Origin of the sequence: Flavobacterium urocaniciphilum (genome assembly GCF_900110615.1) — a bacterium.
GTDB lineage: Bacteria > Bacteroidota > Bacteroidia > Flavobacteriales > Flavobacteriaceae > Flavobacterium > Flavobacterium urocaniciphilum.
Map to the genome: position 1 here is coordinate 19,295 of NZ_FOEI01000001.1, position 21,781 is coordinate 41,075.

The 21,781-nt window shown below is 31.3% G+C and carries 15 protein-coding genes; 12 read left to right on the forward strand and 3 right to left on the reverse strand.

Annotated elements, in window-relative coordinates; all coding sequences use genetic code 11:
- Positions 1-424: 424 nt before the first annotated feature.
- Positions 425-3,964, forward strand: a complete 3,540-nt coding sequence (locus BMY86_RS00075; protein ID WP_177177094.1) for a reprolysin-like metallopeptidase — start codon at positions 425-427, stop codon at positions 3,962-3,964.
- Positions 3,965-4,005: 41 nt separating this feature from the next.
- On the opposite strand, the gene BMY86_RS00080 is transcribed toward BMY86_RS00075, so the two are convergent.
- Together BMY86_RS00080 and gldJ are read right to left on the reverse strand one after the other, a co-directional pair.
- Positions 4,006-5,289 (reverse strand): UDP-N-acetylmuramoyl-tripeptide--D-alanyl-D-alanine ligase, encoded by a 1,284-nt coding sequence (locus BMY86_RS00080; RefSeq protein WP_091463419.1) that lies wholly within the window; start codon positions 5,287-5,289, stop codon positions 4,006-4,008.
- 66 nt (positions 5,290-5,355) lie between these two features.
- Positions 5,356-7,092: a gliding motility lipoprotein GldJ gene (gene gldJ / locus BMY86_RS00085; RefSeq protein ID WP_091463421.1), complete on the reverse strand. Its 1,737-nt coding sequence runs from the start codon at positions 7,090-7,092 to the stop codon at positions 5,356-5,358.
- A 195-nt stretch (positions 7,093-7,287) separates the two neighbouring features.
- On the opposite strand from gldJ, the gene porU reads away from it, so the two are divergent.
- From porU to BMY86_RS00130, 9 genes are all read left to right on the forward strand, one after another.
- Positions 7,288-11,163: a type IX secretion system sortase PorU gene (gene porU, locus BMY86_RS00090; protein WP_091463423.1), complete on the forward strand. Its 3,876-nt coding sequence runs from the start codon at positions 7,288-7,290 to the stop codon at positions 11,161-11,163.
- Positions 11,164-11,255: 92 nt separating this feature from the next.
- The gene (gene porV, locus BMY86_RS00095) at positions 11,256-12,452 is read left to right on the forward strand and encodes a type IX secretion system outer membrane channel protein PorV (protein WP_091463425.1); all 1,197 of its coding nucleotides are present in this window, start codon (positions 11,256-11,258) and stop codon (positions 12,450-12,452) included.
- 92 nt (positions 12,453-12,544) lie between these two features.
- Positions 12,545-13,027: a cytidine deaminase gene (gene cdd, locus BMY86_RS00100; protein ID WP_091463427.1), complete on the forward strand. Its 483-nt coding sequence runs from the start codon at positions 12,545-12,547 to the stop codon at positions 13,025-13,027.
- A gap of 131 nt (positions 13,028-13,158) precedes the next feature.
- Positions 13,159-14,160, forward strand: coding sequence for a pyruvate dehydrogenase (acetyl-transferring) E1 component subunit alpha (gene pdhA / locus BMY86_RS00105; protein ID WP_091463429.1), 1,002 nt, complete (start codon positions 13,159-13,161; stop codon positions 14,158-14,160).
- A 3-nt stretch (positions 14,161-14,163) separates the two neighbouring features.
- Positions 14,164-15,771: a pyruvate dehydrogenase complex dihydrolipoamide acetyltransferase gene (locus BMY86_RS00110; protein WP_091463431.1), complete on the forward strand. Its 1,608-nt coding sequence runs from the start codon at positions 14,164-14,166 to the stop codon at positions 15,769-15,771.
- A gap of 81 nt (positions 15,772-15,852) precedes the next feature.
- Entirely contained in the window at positions 15,853-16,842 is a 990-nt protein-coding gene (locus BMY86_RS00115) for a M28 family metallopeptidase (RefSeq protein ID WP_091463432.1), read from the forward strand.
- Positions 16,832-17,515, forward strand: coding sequence for an SDR family NAD(P)-dependent oxidoreductase (locus tag BMY86_RS00120; protein WP_091463434.1), 684 nt, complete (start codon positions 16,832-16,834; stop codon positions 17,513-17,515). The genes BMY86_RS00115 and BMY86_RS00120 overlap by 11 nt, the downstream gene beginning before the upstream one ends.
- 1 nt (position 17,516) lies before the next feature.
- The gene (locus tag BMY86_RS00125) at positions 17,517-18,119 is read left to right on the forward strand and encodes a SprT-like domain-containing protein (RefSeq protein WP_091463436.1); all 603 of its coding nucleotides are present in this window, start codon (positions 17,517-17,519) and stop codon (positions 18,117-18,119) included.
- Positions 18,120-18,158: 39 nt separating this feature from the next.
- A complete protein-coding gene (locus tag BMY86_RS00130) occupies positions 18,159-19,217 on the forward strand; it encodes a mannose-1-phosphate guanylyltransferase (RefSeq protein ID WP_091463438.1) in 1,059 nt (352 codons plus the stop codon).
- 32 nt (positions 19,218-19,249) lie between these two features.
- On the opposite strand, the gene BMY86_RS00135 is transcribed toward BMY86_RS00130, so the two are convergent.
- Positions 19,250-19,624 carry a hypothetical protein gene (locus BMY86_RS00135; RefSeq protein WP_091463439.1) on the reverse strand — a complete coding sequence of 125 codons (375 nt, stop codon included), beginning with the start codon at positions 19,622-19,624 and terminating at the stop codon, positions 19,250-19,252.
- A 188-nt stretch (positions 19,625-19,812) separates the two neighbouring features.
- Between BMY86_RS00135 and rocF the strand changes: the two genes are divergently transcribed.
- On the forward strand, positions 19,813-20,766 hold the full coding sequence (gene rocF, locus BMY86_RS00140) for an arginase (RefSeq protein WP_091463443.1): 954 nt from the start codon (positions 19,813-19,815) through the stop codon (positions 20,764-20,766).
- Between the two features lie 3 nt (positions 20,767-20,769).
- A complete protein-coding gene (gene ctlX / locus BMY86_RS00145; RefSeq protein ID WP_091463446.1) occupies positions 20,770-21,708 on the forward strand; it encodes a citrulline utilization hydrolase CtlX in 939 nt (312 codons plus the stop codon).
- Positions 21,709-21,781 lie beyond the last annotated feature (73 nt).

The window sequence follows — 21,781 nt, forward strand, 5'->3', positions numbered from 1 at the left end:
ACATTAATTTTCTGTACAAATTTAACACTAATTTAAGTTTTAGTTTAGCGGATTACAGACTTTGGTTTTTTATTAACTTTTCGATGTGAACTATTATCGATGAATAACAATAACCTGTTTAAAAAGTGTATTTAAATCGATAAAAAAATGGTGTCTTTTTTAAATTTTTGTACAATTTTTATTGCATTTAATTTATTTAATCTAAATAAGTGTAAGAATAAATTTATAAACGTAAATAGTTATAAATCAAACAATTAGCATGTGTTTTTTTAAATAGTTAAAATTCACTAAAAAAACGATATTAATTCCCCTACAAAACAATAAAAAACAGTGTATTTCATCGATTTTTTTGTTAATTATGTCGATTATATTTTTTTAAATGTTTAGTTTTGAGCCAGTTATAAAAAAAATTAAACACACAACTATGAAAAAATTAATTTGTTTAACATTATTATTCGTTAGTGGAATTACAATTGCACAAAATGAAAATGGATTATGGAAAAGAAACAATTCTAATAAAACTATTATTAATAATGAAAAGTCAAATTTTCCTCAAGAAAACATTTTTAATTTAGATTTTGAATCTTTAAAAAAGGCTTTAAAAACTTCTCCTAAAAGAGACATTAAAAGTAAAAATTCAAATACAATAATTACTTTGCCTACTGTTGAAGGTAAAATGGAACGATTTGAAGTGTTTGAAAATTCAATTTTAGCTCCTGAATTAGCAGCTAAATATCCTGAAATTAAATCATATGTTGCAGTTGGTGTGGATAACCCATCAGTACGTGCTTATTTAAGTAGTTCTTCATTAGGATTTAAATCTATGATTATTTATCCTAACAAAGAAACGGTTTTTATTGAGCCAATTACAGCTGATAACTTAAATTATACTATTTATAAATCAAACGATAGAAAAAGAGCTTTTTCAAAATTTGAATGTAATGATGAAGCTGTTGCTATCGATTTAACAAATAAAATTGCTTCTAATTCTTCTGAGTTAATGAGAGGTGCAGATGATTCAAAATTACGTACGTATCGTTTAGCAATTTCTTGTACTGGAGAATATGCTGCATATTTTGGTGGAACTAAAGCAGCTGCTTTATCTGCAATCAATAATAGCATTACCCGTGTTAATGGAATTTTTGAAAGAGATTTCGGAGTACGTTTTGTTTTAGTTGGTAACAATGATGCTATCGTTTATACAGACGCTACAACAGATCCGTTTTCAACTTCTGCATATTTTTCAAATGAATTACAAACTAATTTAAATACTGTTATTGGTGATGTAAATTTTGATTTAGGTCATTTATTTGATAATACAAATGCAGGTGGAAGTTCTGGTGGACTTATCGGTATTACAAATTCAAAAGGTAGAGGATATTCATCTAAAAGTAATCCAGCTGGAGATTTATATGATGTTCAATTTGTTTGTCATGAATTAGCACATCAAATGGGTGCAAAACATACTTTTACTTATGTTACTGAAAGTAGTAATGCTGCTCAAATGGAACCAGGAAGTGGATCAACAATTATGAGTTATGCTGGTAAAACAGTTAAAGATATTCAAGCGTATTATGACTATTATTTTCACGCAATTAGTATAGAGCAAGTTACAGACAAAATTAAAACTTTAACTTGTGGAACAGTGACTTTAACTGGGAATGCTGTTCCTGTTGTAAATGCAGGATTAGATTATACAATTCCTAAAGGAACTCCGTTTATGTTATCAGGTAGTGCTACTGACGCTAATACTGCTGATCAATTAACGTATACTTGGGAGCAAATGGATTTAGGAAATGCAACAACTACTGTCCCAACTAGTACAAATACTACTGGTTCTTTATTTAGATCATACAACCCAACAACTTCTCCAACACGTTTTTTCCCTGCTTTAAATACTATTTTAAGTGGAGCTACTTCAACTGCTGGTTATAGAATTGTTTCAGAAACGTTACCGATGGTTGCTAGAACTTTAAATTTTAGATTAACAGTAAGAGATAATAAATTAGGTGGTGGTGCAAATAGTTCTGATGATATGGTTGTTTATGTTGATGGTGTAGCAGGTCCGTTTACAGTTGATACACAAAATACAGCTGTAACTTATACTGCTGGTACATCTCAAACAATTAATTGGACTGTAGCAGGTACCAATGCAAATGGAGTAAATTGTACGAATGTTGATGTTTTATTATCTACTGATGGTGGTGTTACATTTCCAATTACTTTAGTTGCAAATACTCCTAATGATGGATCACAATCTGTTGTAATTCCAAATGTATCTGGATCTACAAATAGAATTATGGTTAAAGGAAGCAATCACATTTTCTTTGATATTAATAATGCTAATTTTACAATTATTGGTTCAGGACAAGCTGATACAGTTGCTCCTATTGCTTCTACACTTTCAGCTTCAGGAACTACAACTTCAAGTACTAATTTAACTTGGAATGCTTCATCAGATAATGTAGGAGTTGCAGGATATAAAGTGTATCAAAATGGCGTTTTAAAAACGACAACATCGGAAACTTCTTTATTAGTAACAGGTTTAACAGCATCAACATCATATAGTTTTTATGTAACTTCATATGATGCTGCTGGAAACTCATCAGTATCAAGTAATGCTGTAAATGTTACAACTTTAACTCCAGCAGATACTACTGCTCCAACTGCTACTATTGTTTCTGCTTCTGGGACAACTACATCAAGTACTAATTTAACTTGGAATATATCTACTGATAATATTGGAGTTATTGGTTATAAGGTATATCAAAATGGAATTTTAAAAACTACAGCATCAACTACTTCTTTACCAGTTTCTGGATTATCTGCTTCTACTACATATAATTTTTATGTAATTGCTTATGATGCTGCGGGAAATAATTCTGTTGCAAGTAATACGGTTAATGTTACAACTTTAACTCCAGCTGATACTACTGCTCCAACTGCTACTGTTGTTTCTGCTTCAGGTACAACTACTAATAGTACAAATTTATCTTGGAATGTTTCAACTGATAATGTAGCTGTAACAGCATATAAAGTGTATCAAAATGGAGTGTTAATTTCAACAACATCTTCAACTTCTATAGTTGTTTCTGGATTATCTTCATCAACTACTTATAGTTTTTATGTTGTGGCAAGCGATGCTGCTGGAAATGTTTCTTCAGCAAGTAATACTTTAAATGTAATTACTTTAGCACCAGCTTTAGTATATTGTAATTCAAGTGGTTCGACTACTTATGAATATATTAATAAAGTTCAATTTGCCTCTATAGTTAATAATTCTGGAAATAATGGTGGATATGGTAATTTTACTGCAATGTCTACTAATGTAAATGTAGGTAGTGTTGTAACAATTACAATTTTTCCGGCATGGGTTGGTACAACTGCTGCAGAAGGCTATAATGTTTGGATAGATTATGATCAAAATGGAAAATTTGATGCAAATGAATTAGTATTTACAAAATCTAAATCAAAATCTTCTTCGGTTTCTGGTTCATTTACAATCCCAACTACTGCTATAAATGGTTCAACAAGAATGAGGGTTTCTATGAAATATAATGCAAATTCTTCTGCTTGTGAAGTATTTGCTAGAGGTGAAGTTGAAGATTATACTGTTAATATTGTAAATAATGCAGTTGTAAGAATTAAAGAAGGTAATGTTAAAGGAGAAAATGAAGATGTAGCTCAGGATGAAAACATAGCTCAAGACGAAAATGCTATAAAATCAGAAGTTGAGGTTTTAGATTTTAAATTATATCCAAATCCAGTTAAAGACGGAATTATCTATTTATCAGGATTAGATTCGAATTCTAGTTTTAAAATTTTCAACCAAATGGGACAAGAAATTTTTAAAGGAACTATTGAAAACGACTCAATTAATGTAAGTTCTTTAACTACTGGGATTTATTTTGTACAAATTGCTAATAACAATTCAGTAGGAGTGAAGCGTTTCATTAAAGAATAATTATAAAAAAAAAGCTTTTCAATTTGAAAAGCTTTTTTTTATTATATTAATTCTAAAGTTCTTTCTAAACTCATTCCTCTTGATCCTTTAATAAGTATAAAATTGTTTTCCTTTTTTATTTCAGAAAAAGCAGTTTTAAAAGTTTCAAAGGATTCGTAAAAGTGCATATTAGAATTTGAATTTTTATGATTGTTAAAATCATGACCAACAAAATAGAAAGTAATTTCTTCATGATTGAAACAGAATTCAATTAGTTTTCGGTGCTCATCTGAACTTTCATTTCCTAATTCAAACATATCACCTAAAATAGCGACTTTGTTTTGTTCTTCTAATTGAAAGAAATTAGTTAATGCGGCATTCATGCTACTTGGATTAGCATTGTATGCGTCAAGTATAATTTTATTTGAATTTTTTTCTAATAATTGTGAACGATTATTGTTTGGAATATAATTTTCAAGTCCGAATTTAATTTGCTCATTCGAAACTCCGAAATGTTTTCCAATAGTGATAGCAGCATTAATGTTGTTTGCATTGTATAAGCCTATTAAATGCGATTGAATTGTTATGTTTTCAAATTCAATTTTCACCATAGGATTCGTTTCGATATTTTTTATATTAACGAAACAATCATTGTTGTTCAATCCAAAAGTAATTCTGTTTAGATTTTGTGTTTTTTCATTTTGAATTGTATCATCAATATTAACAATAGCTGTTTTGTTATTTGAAGCCAAAAAATTGTAAAGTTCGCTTTTACCTTTTATAACACCTTCAGTTCCTCCAAATCCTTCTAAGTGTGCTTTTCCAAAATTGGTGATATATCCAAAATCAGGTTCACATATTTCACAAAGCATTTCAATTTCTTTTTGGTGATTGGCGCCCATTTCAACAATTCCCATTTCAGTTGTGTTATCAAAAGAAAGTAAAGTTAATGGCACTCCAATGTGATTATTTAAATTACCTAATGTTGCTTTTGTATTGTATTTTTGAGATAAAACAGCATTAATTAACTCTTTAGTTGTGGTCTTTCCGTTACTTCCTGTTAATCCAACTATTGTGATATTTAATTGTTTTCTGTGGTAATTGGCTAATCGTTGAAGAGCTAGTAGAGAATTTTCAACTAGAATAAATCGATTGTCTAATTTGTATTCTGCTTCATCAATAATTGCATATTTCGCACCATTTTCTAATGCGCTTAATGCGAATTTATTTCCGTTAAAATTGTCCCCCTTTAAGGCTACAAATATATTATCGGGATTTATTTTTCTATTGTCAGTTGCAATACCAGAAGATTGCAAATAGTAATTGTAGATTTCTTTGATTTCCATAGTGCTAAAATAAAAAAAAGCCCTTTAAAAATAAAGGGCTTTTTTGATTTATTTTAAAAAGAATTATTATCCTTTTACGTTTCCTCTTGGAGTTTTCTTGTTAGATTTTGGACCAACTTTAGACATTGCACATCTAAATCCAATGTAGTCAGTTGCCATATCTTGTGGGAAATATCTTCTTGAAGCTGGATCTAACCAGTAAGCTCTATCTCTCCATGAACCACCTTTGTAAACTCTTACGTTATCATCGATTAAAGTAGTTCTGTTGTTATCTCTGTCGTATTTTTTAGACATGCTTCCAGCACTATCAACATCAATTTTGTGAATTGGAGCTTGGTACATTCTCTTTTTAGGATCATTAGCTTCTTTTGCTTCTTCTTCAGATGAACCGAAATCAAAGTATTTAGAAGATTGTCTGTCACCATCTCTGTAATTTCTATTGTCAGAAGTAGAGAATTGAGTTCTTAAGTATGTTTCATTATCATCAACAGGAACTTGTGCAATTTGACCAGGGAAACTTCTAGCCATAATTTTACCGTTGCTTAATGTATCATATTTAATGTTGTCAACAGTAACCATTTCTACAGTTCCGTCTTCACCAATTTTATTTTTAGTATATACGTTACCTCTGAAGTAGTTGAAGTCGTTTGCTTCATCATCAACGATAGGTCTGTAAACATCTTGTACCCACTCAGCAACGTTACCAGCCATATCATATAAACCAAAATCATTTGGAGAATAAGCTTTTACATAGTTAGTAATATCTGCACCATCATCAGACCATCCAGCGATACCACCGTAATCTCCTCTTCCTTGTTTGAAGTTAGCTAATTGGTCACCTCTATATTGTCTTTTTCCAGAACGAGTGTATTGTCCTTTCCAAGGATATTTCTTTTGACCTTTATAGATATTGTATTCTCTATTTCCTACTAATGCTAAAGCAGCATATTCCCATTCAGCTTCAGTTGGTAATCTGTACTCAGGTAAAATGATACCTGAACTTCTTTGAGCGTAAACATTTTTAGCTTCAGAAGTAGATCCGTCAGCAGCAGTAGCTCCTTTTGGTGCTCTTCTTCCACTTTTTTGACCCATTTGTTTTTTAAGTACAATTTCTTCGTTACCAGCAAAAGTTTTTGAAGGTGAGTTGATGTATGATTCTGTATCAAAGTTTGATTCAGCAGTTACATCTTGACCTAAACTAATTTTGTTATCTTTCTTTAAATATCCTTCTTTTTCTAAGATATTTTCGTTAACACGGTTAGTTCTCCACTCACAAAACTCAGTTGCTTGAATCCAGTTTACACCTACTACTGGGTAGTTAGCATAAGCAGGATGTCTTAAGTAGTTGTTAGTCATCGTTTCGTTATAACCTAAACGATTTCTCCATACTAAAGTATCTGGAATTGCTCCGTTATAAATGTGTTTGTAATTATCTTCCGTTGGAGGATATACAGACTTAACCCAGAATAAATATTCTGAATACATCATGTTTGTAACTTCAGTTTCATCCATGAAGAAAGATTGAACGTGTTGTTTAGTTGGAGTGTTGTTCCAATCGTGCATTACGTCGTCTTCAACTTTTCCCATAGTAAACGTTCCACCTTCAATTGAAACCATTCCTGGTGGTGTTTCTTGTTTTTTGAACTTCGTGTTATATTGGAAACCACCTTTTTTATCGTTGATTTTCCAACCAGTTGCAGTAGAACCTCCCTTTGTGCTCCCCTTTTTGCTACAACTTGTAAAACCTATTGCTAATGATAACGTCATTAACAATTTTAAAGCCATAATCTTAGTAACTTTCATACTTTAGTAGGTAATAATTTAAGTGCCGCAAGATAATAATAAACCATTAATATGCAACAAAAAAATTAAAAAAAAATTAAACTTTTTTTCGCTCGATATTTTATTAACGTAATAGTCACGTTAATTATTGTTTAAACTTATGATTTTTTTAAGATTAATTACAATATTTTACTTTATTTTGCGTTAAATATGACAATGAAAAAGATATTTTTAACTTTAGTTTTTTGCGCTTTTTTAGGGTTTTCACAGAATTCTAAAGAGTTTTCGCTTACATGGTCTAATACAAATAAGATTAATGTAGTTAATACGAAATTTTCAATTCCACAATTTCAAAATGAATATTTTGAGTTCAATACAGACAATAGAACAATTAAATTTATTGCTGCTATAAAAGTTGAGAATTTAGTTGCTGAATCTTCAGTTGTTCTTAAAAATGTAAAATTTGAAAATGTTGATCCTTCTTATTTAGGAGATTTAAATGTTCATAAAATCTCTTCTAATTTAGATTTTAAAGCGAAATCTACCCTTGCAAGAAATGATGCTTATTTGGCTTTTTCTTTTAATCCTATTATTAAGGATGGCTTATCGTATAAAAAAGTTAAGTCGTTTATCGTTGAGTATAATTTTAATACTACAGGTAAAAATTCAAATGTTACTAATTCTATTTATAATTCTGTTTTAGCAAATGGTGTTTGGAAAAAGTTTTATGTTGAAAAATCAGGAGTATATAAATTAAGTAAGAGTTTCCTTCAAAGTATTGGGGTTAATACGAATGTAGATCCAAGAAACATTAAAGTTTTTGGAAATGGAGGGCGAATGTTGCCTTTGTTAAATAGTGTATATTACCCTGAGGACTTAGCGGAAAATGCAATTCAATTTATTGGTGAGGAAGATGGTGTTTTTAATGATAGTGATTATATTTTGTTTTACGCGGAAGGTGTAGATACTTATAATGAAGAAAGTGTAACCCATGTTAATTTATTTGAGGAAAAATCATATTATTTCATTACTTCTGATGGTGGAGCAGGTAAAAGAATTCAAAATTACATTGAACCATCAGGTTCTTCAAGTTTGAATTTAACTAATTATGATGGCTATGTATTTCATGAAATTGATTTAGTAAATCCTGGAAAAATTGGTAGACGTTGGTTTGGTGAAAACTTCGATCTTGAAGAAAGTCAGAATTTCGATTTTAATTTGCCTAATTATGTTGCGGGTTCTCCAGTTAATTTCTTTGGTAACTTTTGTGCTATTTCTTTTGGGAATTCCTCTTTTAAAATAAAAGCAAACGGAACTAGTATTGGAAATGCACCCATTTTGTCTTTAGCTACTAATCCTGGAGTATTAGGTTTTGAAAATATTCTAAATACAAATTTTATTCCTACGAATAATTCAGTAACAATTAATGTAGAATACGATGATGGTGGAGTGCCTTCTTCAAGAGGTTACTTAGATTATATTACTTTGAAATATAATGCTGAATTAAAAGGATATGGGAAACAGTTTTTGTTTTCAAATAGTTCAGTTGAAACGAATATAGGTATTGGACAATTTACAATTTCTAATGCTTCAAATATTAAATCGGTTTGGGAAATTACTGATTTGTATAATGTTACAAAGATTGATAATACACAAAATTCGCTGTCTTTCAAGTTACCATTGGGGCAAAAAAGAAAATTTGTGGTTGTTGATTATGCCGATTTGTATTCGCCTTTAACGGTAACTGATTCAAATGTTGCGAATCAAAATTTAAAAGGAACAATATTTCAAAATAATCTAGGTGAAAATAAAGACATAGATTATTTAATTATTACTCCTAATTCATTAGTAGCTCAAGCTGAAAATCTAGCTAATTTTCATAGAAATAATTCGGGTATGAGAGTTAAAGTGGTTACTTTAAATTCTATTTATGCTGAATTTGGAGGTGGAAAACAAGATATAGCTGCCATTCGAAATTTTATTAGATATGTTTATAATAACAATCCCTCTTTTCCGAATGATCAAGTAAAATATGTCAATCTTTTCGGAGATGCATCCTATGATTATAAAAATAGAATTAATAATAATACAAACATTGTTCCTGTATTTCACGGGTTTTATCCATCAAATTCATTAAGTCCAAATAACACTACCAACTTTTCATTATTCAATTCATTTATGTCGGATGATTTTTATGTAATGATGGATAATAATGAAGGACAAATGGATAACTTAATTCCAGATGGTTTGGATATTGCTGTAGGAAGAATGTTAGTTTCTTCAAATGGTCAGGCATCTGATATGGTAAATAAAGTTTATGATTACCATGATGAAAAATCTTATGGAAGATGGAGGTTGAATTTAGCTTATTATGCGGATGATCCAGATCCTTTTAAATCAGGAGATTATTATTTGCAAGTTGATTTGAATAATTTAGCGGATGATGTTTCTGATGCTTATCCTTTTTTTAATACTAAAAAGATACTAACAGACGCTTATATGCAACAAGTTAGCGCTGGTGGTCCACGTTATCCTCAGGCGAAGAAAGATTTTATTGATACAATAGAATTAGGAGCATTGGTATTAAATTATTACGGACATGGTAACGAAGAAAGTTTTGCTATTGAAAGAATTTTTGAAAAAGCAGATGCTCAAGCTTTGCATAATAAAAATAAGTATCCTCTTTTTATAACAATTACATGTGAATTTACACGATTCGATGATCCAAATCGTCCAACAGGTGGGGAATACATGTATTGGAATAAGGCCGGAGGCGCAATTTCGTTACTAGCAACTACAAGACAAATTGGTCAATCTTTAGGGATTCAATTAAATGAAGAAATTTATGATCATTTATTTGTAATGGAAAATAATTCTTATTTGTCTATTGCTGAAGCTTTTCGACGTTCTAAAATTGCGGTAGGTAGTACGAATAAACGTGTTGTTTTTTATATTGGTGATCCAGCATTAAAATTAGCTATTCCAAAACCAAATATTGTTTTAACACATGTTAATGGAGAAGATATTAATACTACCACTTTATCTCTTCAAGCTTTGTCAATGGCAACATTAAAAGGTGAAGTTTTAGATCAAAATAATGTGTTAATGTCAACATATAATGGAGATTTAGCAGTTCAAGTTTATGATAAAGATTTAAATAGGTTAACCTTAGATAACGATAATGTATCATTACCACCTTATAATCAACCAAAATTACAATTTGAAACTTTAGGAGAAGTTATTTATAGAGGAAATGCATCTGTTGTAAATGGTAAATTTGAATTTAGTTTTATCGTTCCTCAAGATATTCAAATTCCAATTGGAAGTGGTAGAGTTAGTTTTTATGCAAAAAGAACAAATCCTGTTTTAGAAGATCAAAGAGGTTTTAATACGCAAATTAAAGTTGGAGGTGTGAATTTAACAGCGCCTGCCGACACAACTCCTCCAAAAGTAAAATTGTATATGAATGATACTAATTTTGTTAATGGTGGTATTACCAATGAAAATCCAATTTTTTTAGCTTTTCTTGAAGATGAACACGGAATCAATACGGCTAGTGGAATCGGACATGATATTGTTGCAATTTTAGATGGTGATGAAAATAATCCTTATATTTTAAATGATTATTATGAAACAGAGAATGATGATTATACTAAAGGAAAAGTAACGTATCCATTTCAGAATTTAACACCAGGTTTGCATACAATTTTATTTAAAGCTTGGGATGTTTATAACAATATTATTACGGCTGAAATTCAGTTTGTGGTTATAGGAAACGAAGAATTATCACTTGAACATGTGTTAAATTATCCAAATCCTTTTGTAAGTTATACAGAGTTTTGGTTCAATCATAATAGGCCTTTTGAGCCGTTAGATGTCCAAGTTCAAATCTTAACTATTAGTGGTAAATTGGTGAAAACAATTAATCAAACTATTGTAAGTGAAGGGTTTAACTCAAGGGATGTAAAATGGGATGGCAAAGATGATTTTGGAGACAGAATTGGAAAAGGTGTTTATGTATACAAACTAACAGTGAAATCAACCGTTACAGGTAAAAAAGCAGAAAAAGTAGAAAAACTTGTAATCCTATAAAAAAAATGTATATTTGTCGGCTTACTATAAAAAAAAGACCATTGACATAAAATTACATCTGAAAAACAAATATTAAAAACCAAAAACTACAGATGAAAAATCTATTAAAATTTTTATCAATTATTTTAATTGCACAATTTGCAAGTGCACAAGATAGAGTAATAACTACAGGTGTGCCTTTCTTATTGATAGCTGCAGATGCTCGTTCAGCGGGTATGGCAGATATGGGTGTAGCGTCTTCTGCAGATGCTTATTCTCAACAATACAATCCATCAAAATATGCATTTATTAACCAAAAACAAGGTTTTTCGGTAAGTTACACGCCATATTTAACAAGCATTGCAAACGATATTTCATTAGGTCAAATTACCTATTACAATAGAATTAACGAGAGAAGTGCCTTTGCAGGAAGTTTACGTTATTTCGGTTTAGGTGATATTGAATTAAGAAATTCTTTTGATGATCCAGGAAGAACGGTAAGTCCAAATGAGTTAGCAATTGATGGATCATATTCCTTAAAATTAAGTGAAACTTTTGGTATGGGTATTGCCGGACGTTATATTCGTTCGAACCTTAAAATTCCAGATTCAAATAATGATTCAAAGCCAGCTTCAACTTTTGCTGTTGATATTTCAGGTTTATTTCAATCTGAAGAGCAAGCTTATGAAAACTTTAATGGTAAATGGAGAGCAGGTTTCAATTTCCAAAATTTAGGTCCGAAAATTTCATATGATAACGATCAATTAAATGAAAACTTTTTGCCAGCTAATATGAGATTAGGGGCTGCATTTGATTTCATTTTTGATGAATATAATAAGGTTAGTGTAATAGGAGAAGCTACTAAATTGTTAGTGCCAACTCCACAAATTCCAGGATCTCCAATCGATACAAATCAAGATGGTGATTTTACAGATCCAGAAGATGTTACTCAGGCAGAACAAAATGCAATTAATAATGAGAAATATAGAAATATAAGTTGGACAAGTGGAATTTTTCAATCTTTTGGTGATGCGCCAGACGGATTCTCTGAAGAATTAAAAGAATTTACTTGGGCATTAGGAGCAGAATATTGGTATCAAGATTCATTTGCTTTAAGAACAGGTTATTTTAATGAAAGCATTGAAAAAGGAGCTAGAAAGTATTTAACTTTAGGAGCAGGATTCAAATACAATGTTGTTAAAATCGATGTTTCTTATCTATTCTCTGCATCAAAAGTGAGAAACCCATTAGAAAATACATTACGTTTTTCTCTAACGTTTAATTTCGGTGATACGTACGATGAAAATTAATAATGATAAATATTAAATTTAAATCCAAATTCATTTTTTTGAATTTGGATTTTTTTTCCTAAAAAAGTTAGAAATAATAGTAAAATTAATATATGAAGGAAATTCAAGTAGCAACAAAATTATCAGTTTATGATTCAATTGACGAATTGGCAATAACAGAAAAAGAATATATGCTTCAAGCAGTTGAAATTAGAAAAAAGGCATATGCGCCCTATTCAAATTTTCAAGTCGGAGCAGCAATTGTTTTGGATAATGGAGTTGTTTTGCAGGGTTCAAATCAAGAAAACGCCGCTTATCCATCTGGATTATGTGCAGAAAGAGTCGTGATTTTTTATGCAGGTGCCAATTATCCTAATAATAAAATTGAAAAATTATTTATTTCTGCTACACCATCGGATAGAGAATCTGATACGCCAATTCCGCCATGTGGAGCATGTAGACAATCAATTGCAGAATATGAAATTAAACAAGACTTGCCAATTGAAATCTATTTTATGGGTGCAAAAGGGCAGATTTATAAGTCGGATTCTTTGAAGAATTTATTGCCGTTTATGTTTGATAAAGCAAGTTTGTAACAAGTTCGATATAAAAAAATGTTATATTTTGATAAAATTGTAAAAATTGGTGCTATTAAATTTTTTCAATATAAATCGAAGTAGTATTTTTGTCGTTCTATTTAAAAAATAATTAAAATTAATATAAGATAATGAAACCAATTACAAAAGAAGTATATCTAAAATGGTATGAAGACATGCAGTTTTGGAGAAAGTTTGAAGACAAATTAGCTGCATTATATATACAACAAAAAGTAAGAGGATTTCTTCATTTATATAATGGACAAGAAGCTGTTTTAGCAGGTGCATTACATGCTATGGAGTTAGGCGGAAAAGATAAAATGATTACAGCATATAGAAATCACGTTCAACCAATTGGTATGGGTGTTGATCCTAAAGCAGTAATGGCAGAATTATTAGGAAAAGTTACTGGTACATCAAAAGGAATGGGTGGTTCGATGCATATTTTCTCTAAAGAACACGGGTTCTACGGAGGACATGGTATCGTTGGAGCTCAAATTCCTGTAGGAGCTGGTATGGCTTTCGCTGATAAATATTTTGAAACGGGTGGCGTTACGTTAACTTATTTTGGTGATGGTGCTGCACGTCAAGGTTCTTTACACGAAGCATTCAATATGGCGATGAACTGGAAATTACCTGTAGTATTTATCTGTGAAAACAATGGATACGCAATGGGAACTTCAGTAGAAAGAACTGCCAATCATACTGATATTTGGAAATTAGGTTTAGGGTATGAAATGCCTTGCGGACCAGTAGATGGTATGAATCCAGTAAAAGTTGCTGAAGCAATGCATGAAGCAATGGAAAGAGCTAGAAGAGGAGAAGGACCAACTTTCTTAGAAATGAAAACGTATAGATATAGAGGTCACTCTATGTCGGATGCGCAACACTATAGAACAAAAGAAGAGGTAGAAGAATACAAAAAAATCGACCCAATTACTCAAGTGTTAGACATCATCAAAGAAAATAAATATGCAACTGATGCTGAGATTGAAGCTATCGATCAAAGAGTAAATGATTTAGTTGCAGAATGTGAAAAATTCGCTGAAGAATCTCCATTCCCAGAAGCACAACAATTATATGATGTTGTATACGAACAAGAAAATTATCCATTTATTCCACATAGACTATAAATTATGGCAACAGTAATTACAATGCCCCGTTTAAGTGATACCATGACTGAAGGAGTTGTGGCGACTTGGTTGAAAAAAGTGGGTGATACAATTAAAACAGGTGAAATTTTAGCTGAAATTGAAACTGATAAAGCAACTATGGAATTTGAATCATTCTATGATGGTGTTTTATTACATATCGGAATTCAAGAAGGCGAAACTGCTCCAGTTGATTCATTATTAGCAATCGTTGGAAAAGCAGGTGAAGATTTTTCAGCTTTATTAGCAGGTGGTGTTCCAAAAGCGGAAGCAGCTCCAGTTGCTGAAGTAAAATCTGAAGCTCCAGTTGCAACTGCTAAAGCAGAAATTCCTGCAGGAGTAAAAGTAGTAACGATGCCTCGTTTGTCTGATACAATGACAACAGGAACAGTTGCCACTTGGTTGAAAAAAGTAGGAGATGCTGTAAAAGAAGGAGATATTTTAGCGGAAATCGAAACAGATAAAGCTACTATGGAATTCGAATCTTTCAATGCAGGTACTTTATTATATATTGGTGTTGAAGAAGGAGGAACAGCTCCTGTTGATACAATTTTAGCAATCTTAGGTCCAGCTGGAACAGATGTTTCTGGTGTGGTAGCTAACTTTACAGTTGGTGGAACTGCTGAAGCTCCAAAAGTTGTAGAAACAAATTCGGCTCCTGCTCCAGTTATTGCAGAAGTTCAAACAAATACAAATGCATCAGGTAGAATTTTCGCTTCACCATTAGCTAAGAAAATTGCTCAAGATAAAGGAATCAATTTAGCTCAAGTAAAAGGTTCGGGTGAAAACGGAAGAATTACAAAATCAGATGTAGAAAACTTTACTCCGTCTGCAGCAAGTACACCAGCGCAATCAGTGTCTCAAGCTACAAGTTCTGTTTCAGAAGTAAAACCATTTGTTCCTGCTGGAGAAGTTTTCCAAGAAGAAATTAAAAACTCTCAAATGCGTAAAACCATTGCGAGACGTTTATCGGAATCTAAATTTACAGCACCGCATTACTATTTAACAATTGAGTTAGATATGGATAATGCGATTGCTTCAAGAAATATGATCAATAGCTTACCAGAAACTAAAGTATCATTCAATGATATGGTTATTAAAGCTTCTGCAATGGCATTGAAAAAACATCCTCAAGTAAATTCTCAATGGAGAGAAGATGCAATGGTAATTAATCACCATGTAAATATTGGTGTAGCAGTTGCTGTAGAAGATGGTTTAATGGTTCCGGTATTGAAATTTACAGACCAAATGAGCTTAACTCAAATTGGTGTAAGTGTTAAAGATTTAGCTGGAAAAGCAAAATCGAAAAAAATCCAACCAGCTGAAATGGAAGGAAGCACATTTACAATTTCTAATTTAGGAATGTTCGGAATTCAATCGTTTACTTCAATTATTAACCAACCAAATTCAGCTATTTTATCTGTTGGAGCGATTATTGAAAAACCTGTAGTTAAGAACGGACAAATCGTTGTTGGAAATACAATGACAGTTACTTTAGCATGCGATCACAGAACTGTTGATGGTGCTACTGGAGCTCAATTCTTACAAACATTTAAAGCATTTATGGAAAATCCAGTTACAATGTTAGCGTAATTTTTCATAAAAAACATAAATTAGAATCCCATCTTGTCAATACTTGATGGGATTTTTTTATTTTTACTAAAATTTAAAAATATGAACAAAATTTTCCTTTGCGCTCTTGGTTTTGTTGTTTTGTCGTGTGGTCCATCAAAAATGTTGGTTACTCCAGAAATACAAACAAGTTCAGATAATAAACCAGTTGAAGAATTAACTATTGCTAAAGAAGAAAATGTTGCAAAAACATTAAAATATTTAACGTCAGATGAATTAGAGGGTAGAGATTCTGGTAGTAAAGGAATAGAAAAAGCTTCTGTTTATTTAGAAAATATACTTCGAGAAAATAACATTAAACCATACTTTAAAACCTATAGAGATACGCTTTCAAATTTTGAAAAGACATCTTACAATATTGTTGGTTATATTGAAGGAACAGATCCGAAATTAAAAAATGAATTTGTAATTATTGGAGCGCATTACGATCATATCGGAAAAATTGCTGCTGTTAATGGTGATGATATTGCGAATGGAGCAAACGATAATGCTGCCGGAACAACTGCGGTTTCTGAAGTCGCAAAATATTTCGGACAATCAAAATCCAACAAAAGAAGTTTATTATTTGTTTTCTTTTCTGCTGAAGAAAAAGGATTGCTAGGTTCAAAGCACTTAGCTGCGAAATTGAAACAACAAAACATGAATTTGTATTTTATGTTTAATTATGAAATGGTGGGTGTTCCAATGCAAAACAGAGATATGTTAATGTATATAACTGGATTTGGAAAGAGTAATATGGCGGCTAAAATGAATGAATATTCAGGTGAAAAATTAGTAGGATATTTGCCAATCGAAACCAAATATATGTTGTTTAGAGCTTCGGATAATTTTCCGTTTTACGACGAATTTAATGTTCCTGCACAAACGGTTTCGACTTTCGATTTTGAGAATTTTCAATATTACCATCAACCTGATGATGAATTTGAATTAATGGATACGAAACATATCGCCAATGTGGTTAATAAAACTATTCCAGTTTTAGAGAAAATGATGAATGCACCAACTAAAGAAATTAAATTAAATGTTAAGTAAAAATATTATTATCACAGGAACTTCTCGCGGAATTGGTTATGAAATGGCGTTACAATTTGCAAATGCCGGACATAATGTGTTAGCAATTTCACGTAAAACGCCACAAGCTTTAATCGAACATCAAAATATTACTTGTTTGCCCATTGATATTTCAGATGAAAATCAGTTGCAACAAGTCAATGATTTTATTTCAACATCCTGGAATAAAGTCGACGTTTTAATTCACAACGCTGGAAGTTTATTGCATAAAAATTTCACTGAAATTTCTACTCAAGAATTTCAAAATATTTATAAAGTCAATGTTTTCGCTGTAGCAGAATTAACTAAAATATGTATTCCCTTTATGGAAAAAGGAAGTCATGTTGTTACGATTAGCTCGATGGGCGGTATTCAAGGAAGTATGAAGTTTGCCGGACTTTCAGCTTACAGTTCAAGTAAAGGTGCTGTAATTACATTGTCAGAATTATTAGCAGAAGAATACAAAGAACAAGGAATTGCTTTCAATGTGTTAGCACTTGGAGCTGTAAATACAGAAATGTTACAAGAAGCATTTCCTGGTTATGAAGCACCACTTTCAGCTAAAGAAATGGCCGATTATATTTTTAATTTTGCTTTAACAGGAAATAAATATTACAACGGAAAAGTGTTACAAGTTTCATCAACTACGCCATAATTTGAGTGCCGTTTTACAAAAATATTTACCAGAACACGCAGTAGAACCTGTTTTCGAACTGATAAAAGCCAATCATGTGCATTTAAAAATTGTAAATGAAAGGCAAACGCGTCATGGCGATTATCGAAGGCATCCCGATGGTTTTCATCAAATTACGGTAAATGCAAATTTGAATAAATATCGTTTTTTGATGACATTAATTCATGAAATTGCGCATTTGGTAGCTTTTGAAAAGTACGGACGAAATATTATGCCTCATGGAACGGAATGGAAAATTACGTTTCAGCATTTGATGATTCCATTTATTCGACCAGAAATTTTCCCACATCAAATTTTGCCTTTAATGGCAAGACATTTCAGAAATCCGAAAGCAAGTTCTGATACCGATGCTAAGCTTTCTGTTGCTTTAAAACAATTTGATGAAAGAAATACAGAGAATAATTATATCTTTGAAATCCCTTTTGGGAGTACATTCCGAATTAAAAATGGTAAAGTTTTTAAAAAAATGGCATTGCGTGTAAAACGTTATGAATGTTTGGAAGTCAGTACAGGTAGAATGTTTTTGTTTCAACCTAATGCAGAAGTAGAAGTAATTTCAAATTAACTTAGTAACATTGATTTTTGTTACTTAGCAATATAAAATATGAATAAAAATTATTACGCCATTTTAATGGCAGGTGGAGTAGGTTCTAGGTTTTGGCCAGTTAGTACGGCTGAATATCCTAAGCAATTTCATGATATGTTAGGAACGGGTGAAACGTTAATTCAGAAAACGTTTAGTCGTTTATCGCAAATCATTCCAAAAGAAAATATTTTAATTCTTACGAATGAGAGTTATAATGATATCGTTTTAGAACAATTGCCTTTAGTTAAAAAAGAGCAAATTATTTTGGAACCAGCCATGCGAAATACAGCACCTTGTATTTTATATGCTTCTTTAAAAATAAAAAAACAAAATCCGAATGCTTTAGTTTTAGTTGCGCCAAGCGACCATTGGATTGAGGATGAAGAACAATTTGTAGCGAATGTTGAAAATTCATTTCAGTTTTGTGAAATGCAAGATACATTAATGACATTAGGTATTTTACCAACATTCCCAAATACAGGTTATGGATATATCGAATACGATAAATTAGATAGAAGACCTGTTAAAAAAGTAGTTCAGTTTAGAGAAAAACCAGATTATGCTACTGCTAGACAATTTATTCAAAGTCGAAATTTCCTATGGAATGCAGGTATTTTTATTTGGAGTGTGAAATCAATTGTTTCTGCTTTTGAAAAATTTCAACCAGAAATGTATAACCATTTCTTAAAAGGTTGGGAGGCTTATAATACTTCAACTGAAAAAAACTTTATTGAAGAAAACTATCCTTTAGCTGAAAATATTTCAATTGATTATGCCATTCTAGAGAAAGCGCCTAATGTATTTGTTTTATCGGCAACTTTCGATTGGAATGATTTAGGGACTTGGGGTTCATTATACGATAAACTTGATAAAGATGAGTCAGATAATGCAATTGTTAATGCTTCTGTTTATTTAGAAAATGCAACGCATAATATTATCCGAACAGAAGGAAAAAAATTGGTTGTAATCGATGGTTTAAAAGATTACATAATTGTAGATAAAGAAAATGTATTGTTAATTTATCCAAAAAATAAAGAACAAGATATTAAGAAAATAGTTGGTAAGTTAAACCAATAAAAAAAGTCCCGATTTATCGGGACTTTTTTGTTTTATGCCTCACCTGTTGTAGGTTCGTCTTCTTCTTTGTTGCCTGTTAAATCGTCAACTTTTGCTTCAACTGTTTCCACAACATCGGCAATTTTTTCCTTAGCAACTGCTGCTTTTTCTTCGGCCCAATCCGTAGCTTCAGCTAATTTATCTTTTGCAGTATCCACAAATTGAGAAACTTGTTCTGGTACACCCATTTCTTCCAATTTTGCAGAAGCAGTTTCAGCAACTTCTTCCACTTTTTCTTTTACATCTGTTACTACTTCTGTAGCTTTATCCATAGCAGAATCTGCAAATTCAGAAATATTTTCACTAGCAGTTTCTGCAGTTTGTTTAGCTTTTCCAAATAATGAGCTAAAAAAATTTGATAATCCCATGATAAATAATTTTTAGTTTTACCAAAGGTAACTGATTAGTAATCAATTTGCAAGATATTTTTTACAGTAGTAAAGAGTTGACAATTATGTAACAATTACAAAATAAATTCTTAATTAATTAAATTAAAAAATTCTACATTTCTACATCCTTTTTTTATATTTGTAACTTATCGAACATTTTAAAATTTATGAGTAAAGATATAGTACTTTTAATCAACCGGTCAGAAATTACGGCAGGTACACGTGGTGCGTCTCTAGGTCCAGATGCCATAATAACAGCCGCCAGGAAGAACCAAAAATCATTTTTGGTAAATCAACAAATTGAAGAAATAAAAGATGTAAATTATCTTTTAGACCAACCTACTGAGCATACGTATGCTAAACGAATTGATGGATTATTAACCATTTACAATTCTCTAAACGAAAAAGTTTCTACTTTACTTTCAAATAATAAATTTCCCTTACTATTAGCTGCCGATCATGGTTCAGCAGGTGGAACCATCGCAGGAATTAAATCGGCTTTTCCTGATAAAAGACTTGGAGTGGTTTGGATTGATGCTCATGCCGATATTCATACACCTTATACAACGCCTTCTGGGAATATGCATGGTATGCCTTTGGCAACAGCATTAAATGAAGATAATTTGCCAAGTAAAATCAATGAATTATCTGCAGAAACTTCAAAATTATGGGAAGAAATTAAACATGTAGGCGGAATTGCTCCAAAAATAAATGCTGAAGATATAGTTTACATTGCAGTTCGAGATACAGAAGATCAAGAAAATGATATTATGAATCGTTTACAAATTAGAAATTATTCGGTGGATGAATTACGTTCTAAAGGTGTAGCGACTGTAATAAATGAAATTGAAACGAAATTAAGTAATTGCGATATTATTTATGTTTCGTTTGATGTAGATTCTATGGATCCAGATTTAACTTCACACGGAACGGGAACTCCAGTTAAAAACGGAATTACTCCAGAAGAAGCCAATGCGGTTTTAAATTCTTTTGCTAAAAATCCGAAAACAGTTTGTATGGAATTAGTTGAAGTTAATCCATGTTTGGATGAAAAAATTAATGAAATGGCTGAGGTGAGTATGAATATTATTGAGTCAGTAATGAACTCATTAAAAAACTAAGAAATGAGACAAACTACAAATACCGTTTTAATGATTCGTCCGGTGGCTTTTCGTATGAACGAACAAACTACTGAGAATAATTATTATCAAAAAGTACTTGAAAATACTACACCAGAAACGGTACATTTTAAAGCTATTCAAGAATTTGATGCTTTAGTTGAAAAACTAAAAAATGTTGGAGTTAATGTAATTGTTGTTCAGGATACGAAAGAAACGGATACACCAGATAGTATTTTTCCAAATAATTGGATCTCATTTCATGAAACGGGTGATGTAGCTTTATATCCAATGTTTGCAGAAAATAGAAGATTGGAAAGAAGAGAAGATATTTTAGATCTATTGGAAGATGAAGGATTTGAAATTACAGAAGTAATGGATTATACTTCAGCGGAAGAGGATAATGTGTTTTTAGAAGGAACAGGAAGTTTAATTTTAGACAGAGAATTCAATAAAGCGTATTGCGCCATTTCACCAAGATCTGATGAAGAATTGATGATTGAATTTTGTGAAGATTTTGACATGTCACCCATTCTTTTTGAAGCTTTTCAAACCGTTGATGGAGAAAGAAAACCAATTTATCACACAAATGTTATGATGAGTATTGCAGAAACTTTTGCAATTCTATGTCCGGATGCTATTGATGATAAATCGGAGCGAAAAATGGTGTTGGAAAACTTGAAAGCAGATGGGAAAGAAGTGATTTTTATTACTGAAGACCAAGTAAATCATTTTGCTGGAAATATGTTACAAGTTCGAGGAGCTAATGATAAACGATATTTAGTGATGAGTTCATCTGCATTTAATAGCTTAACTCAAGTTCAAATAGATAAAATTGAAAAACATTGTGAAATTTTACATTCTAATTTAGATACGATTGAAGCTTGTGGCGGCGGAAGTGCTCGCTGCATGATGGCTGAAGTTTTCTTGCCTGTAGCAGAATAAATCAAAGAAATCTCAATATTAAAATAAAAATCCCAAATGCCAATTTATTGGAATTTGGGATTTTATTTTTGGA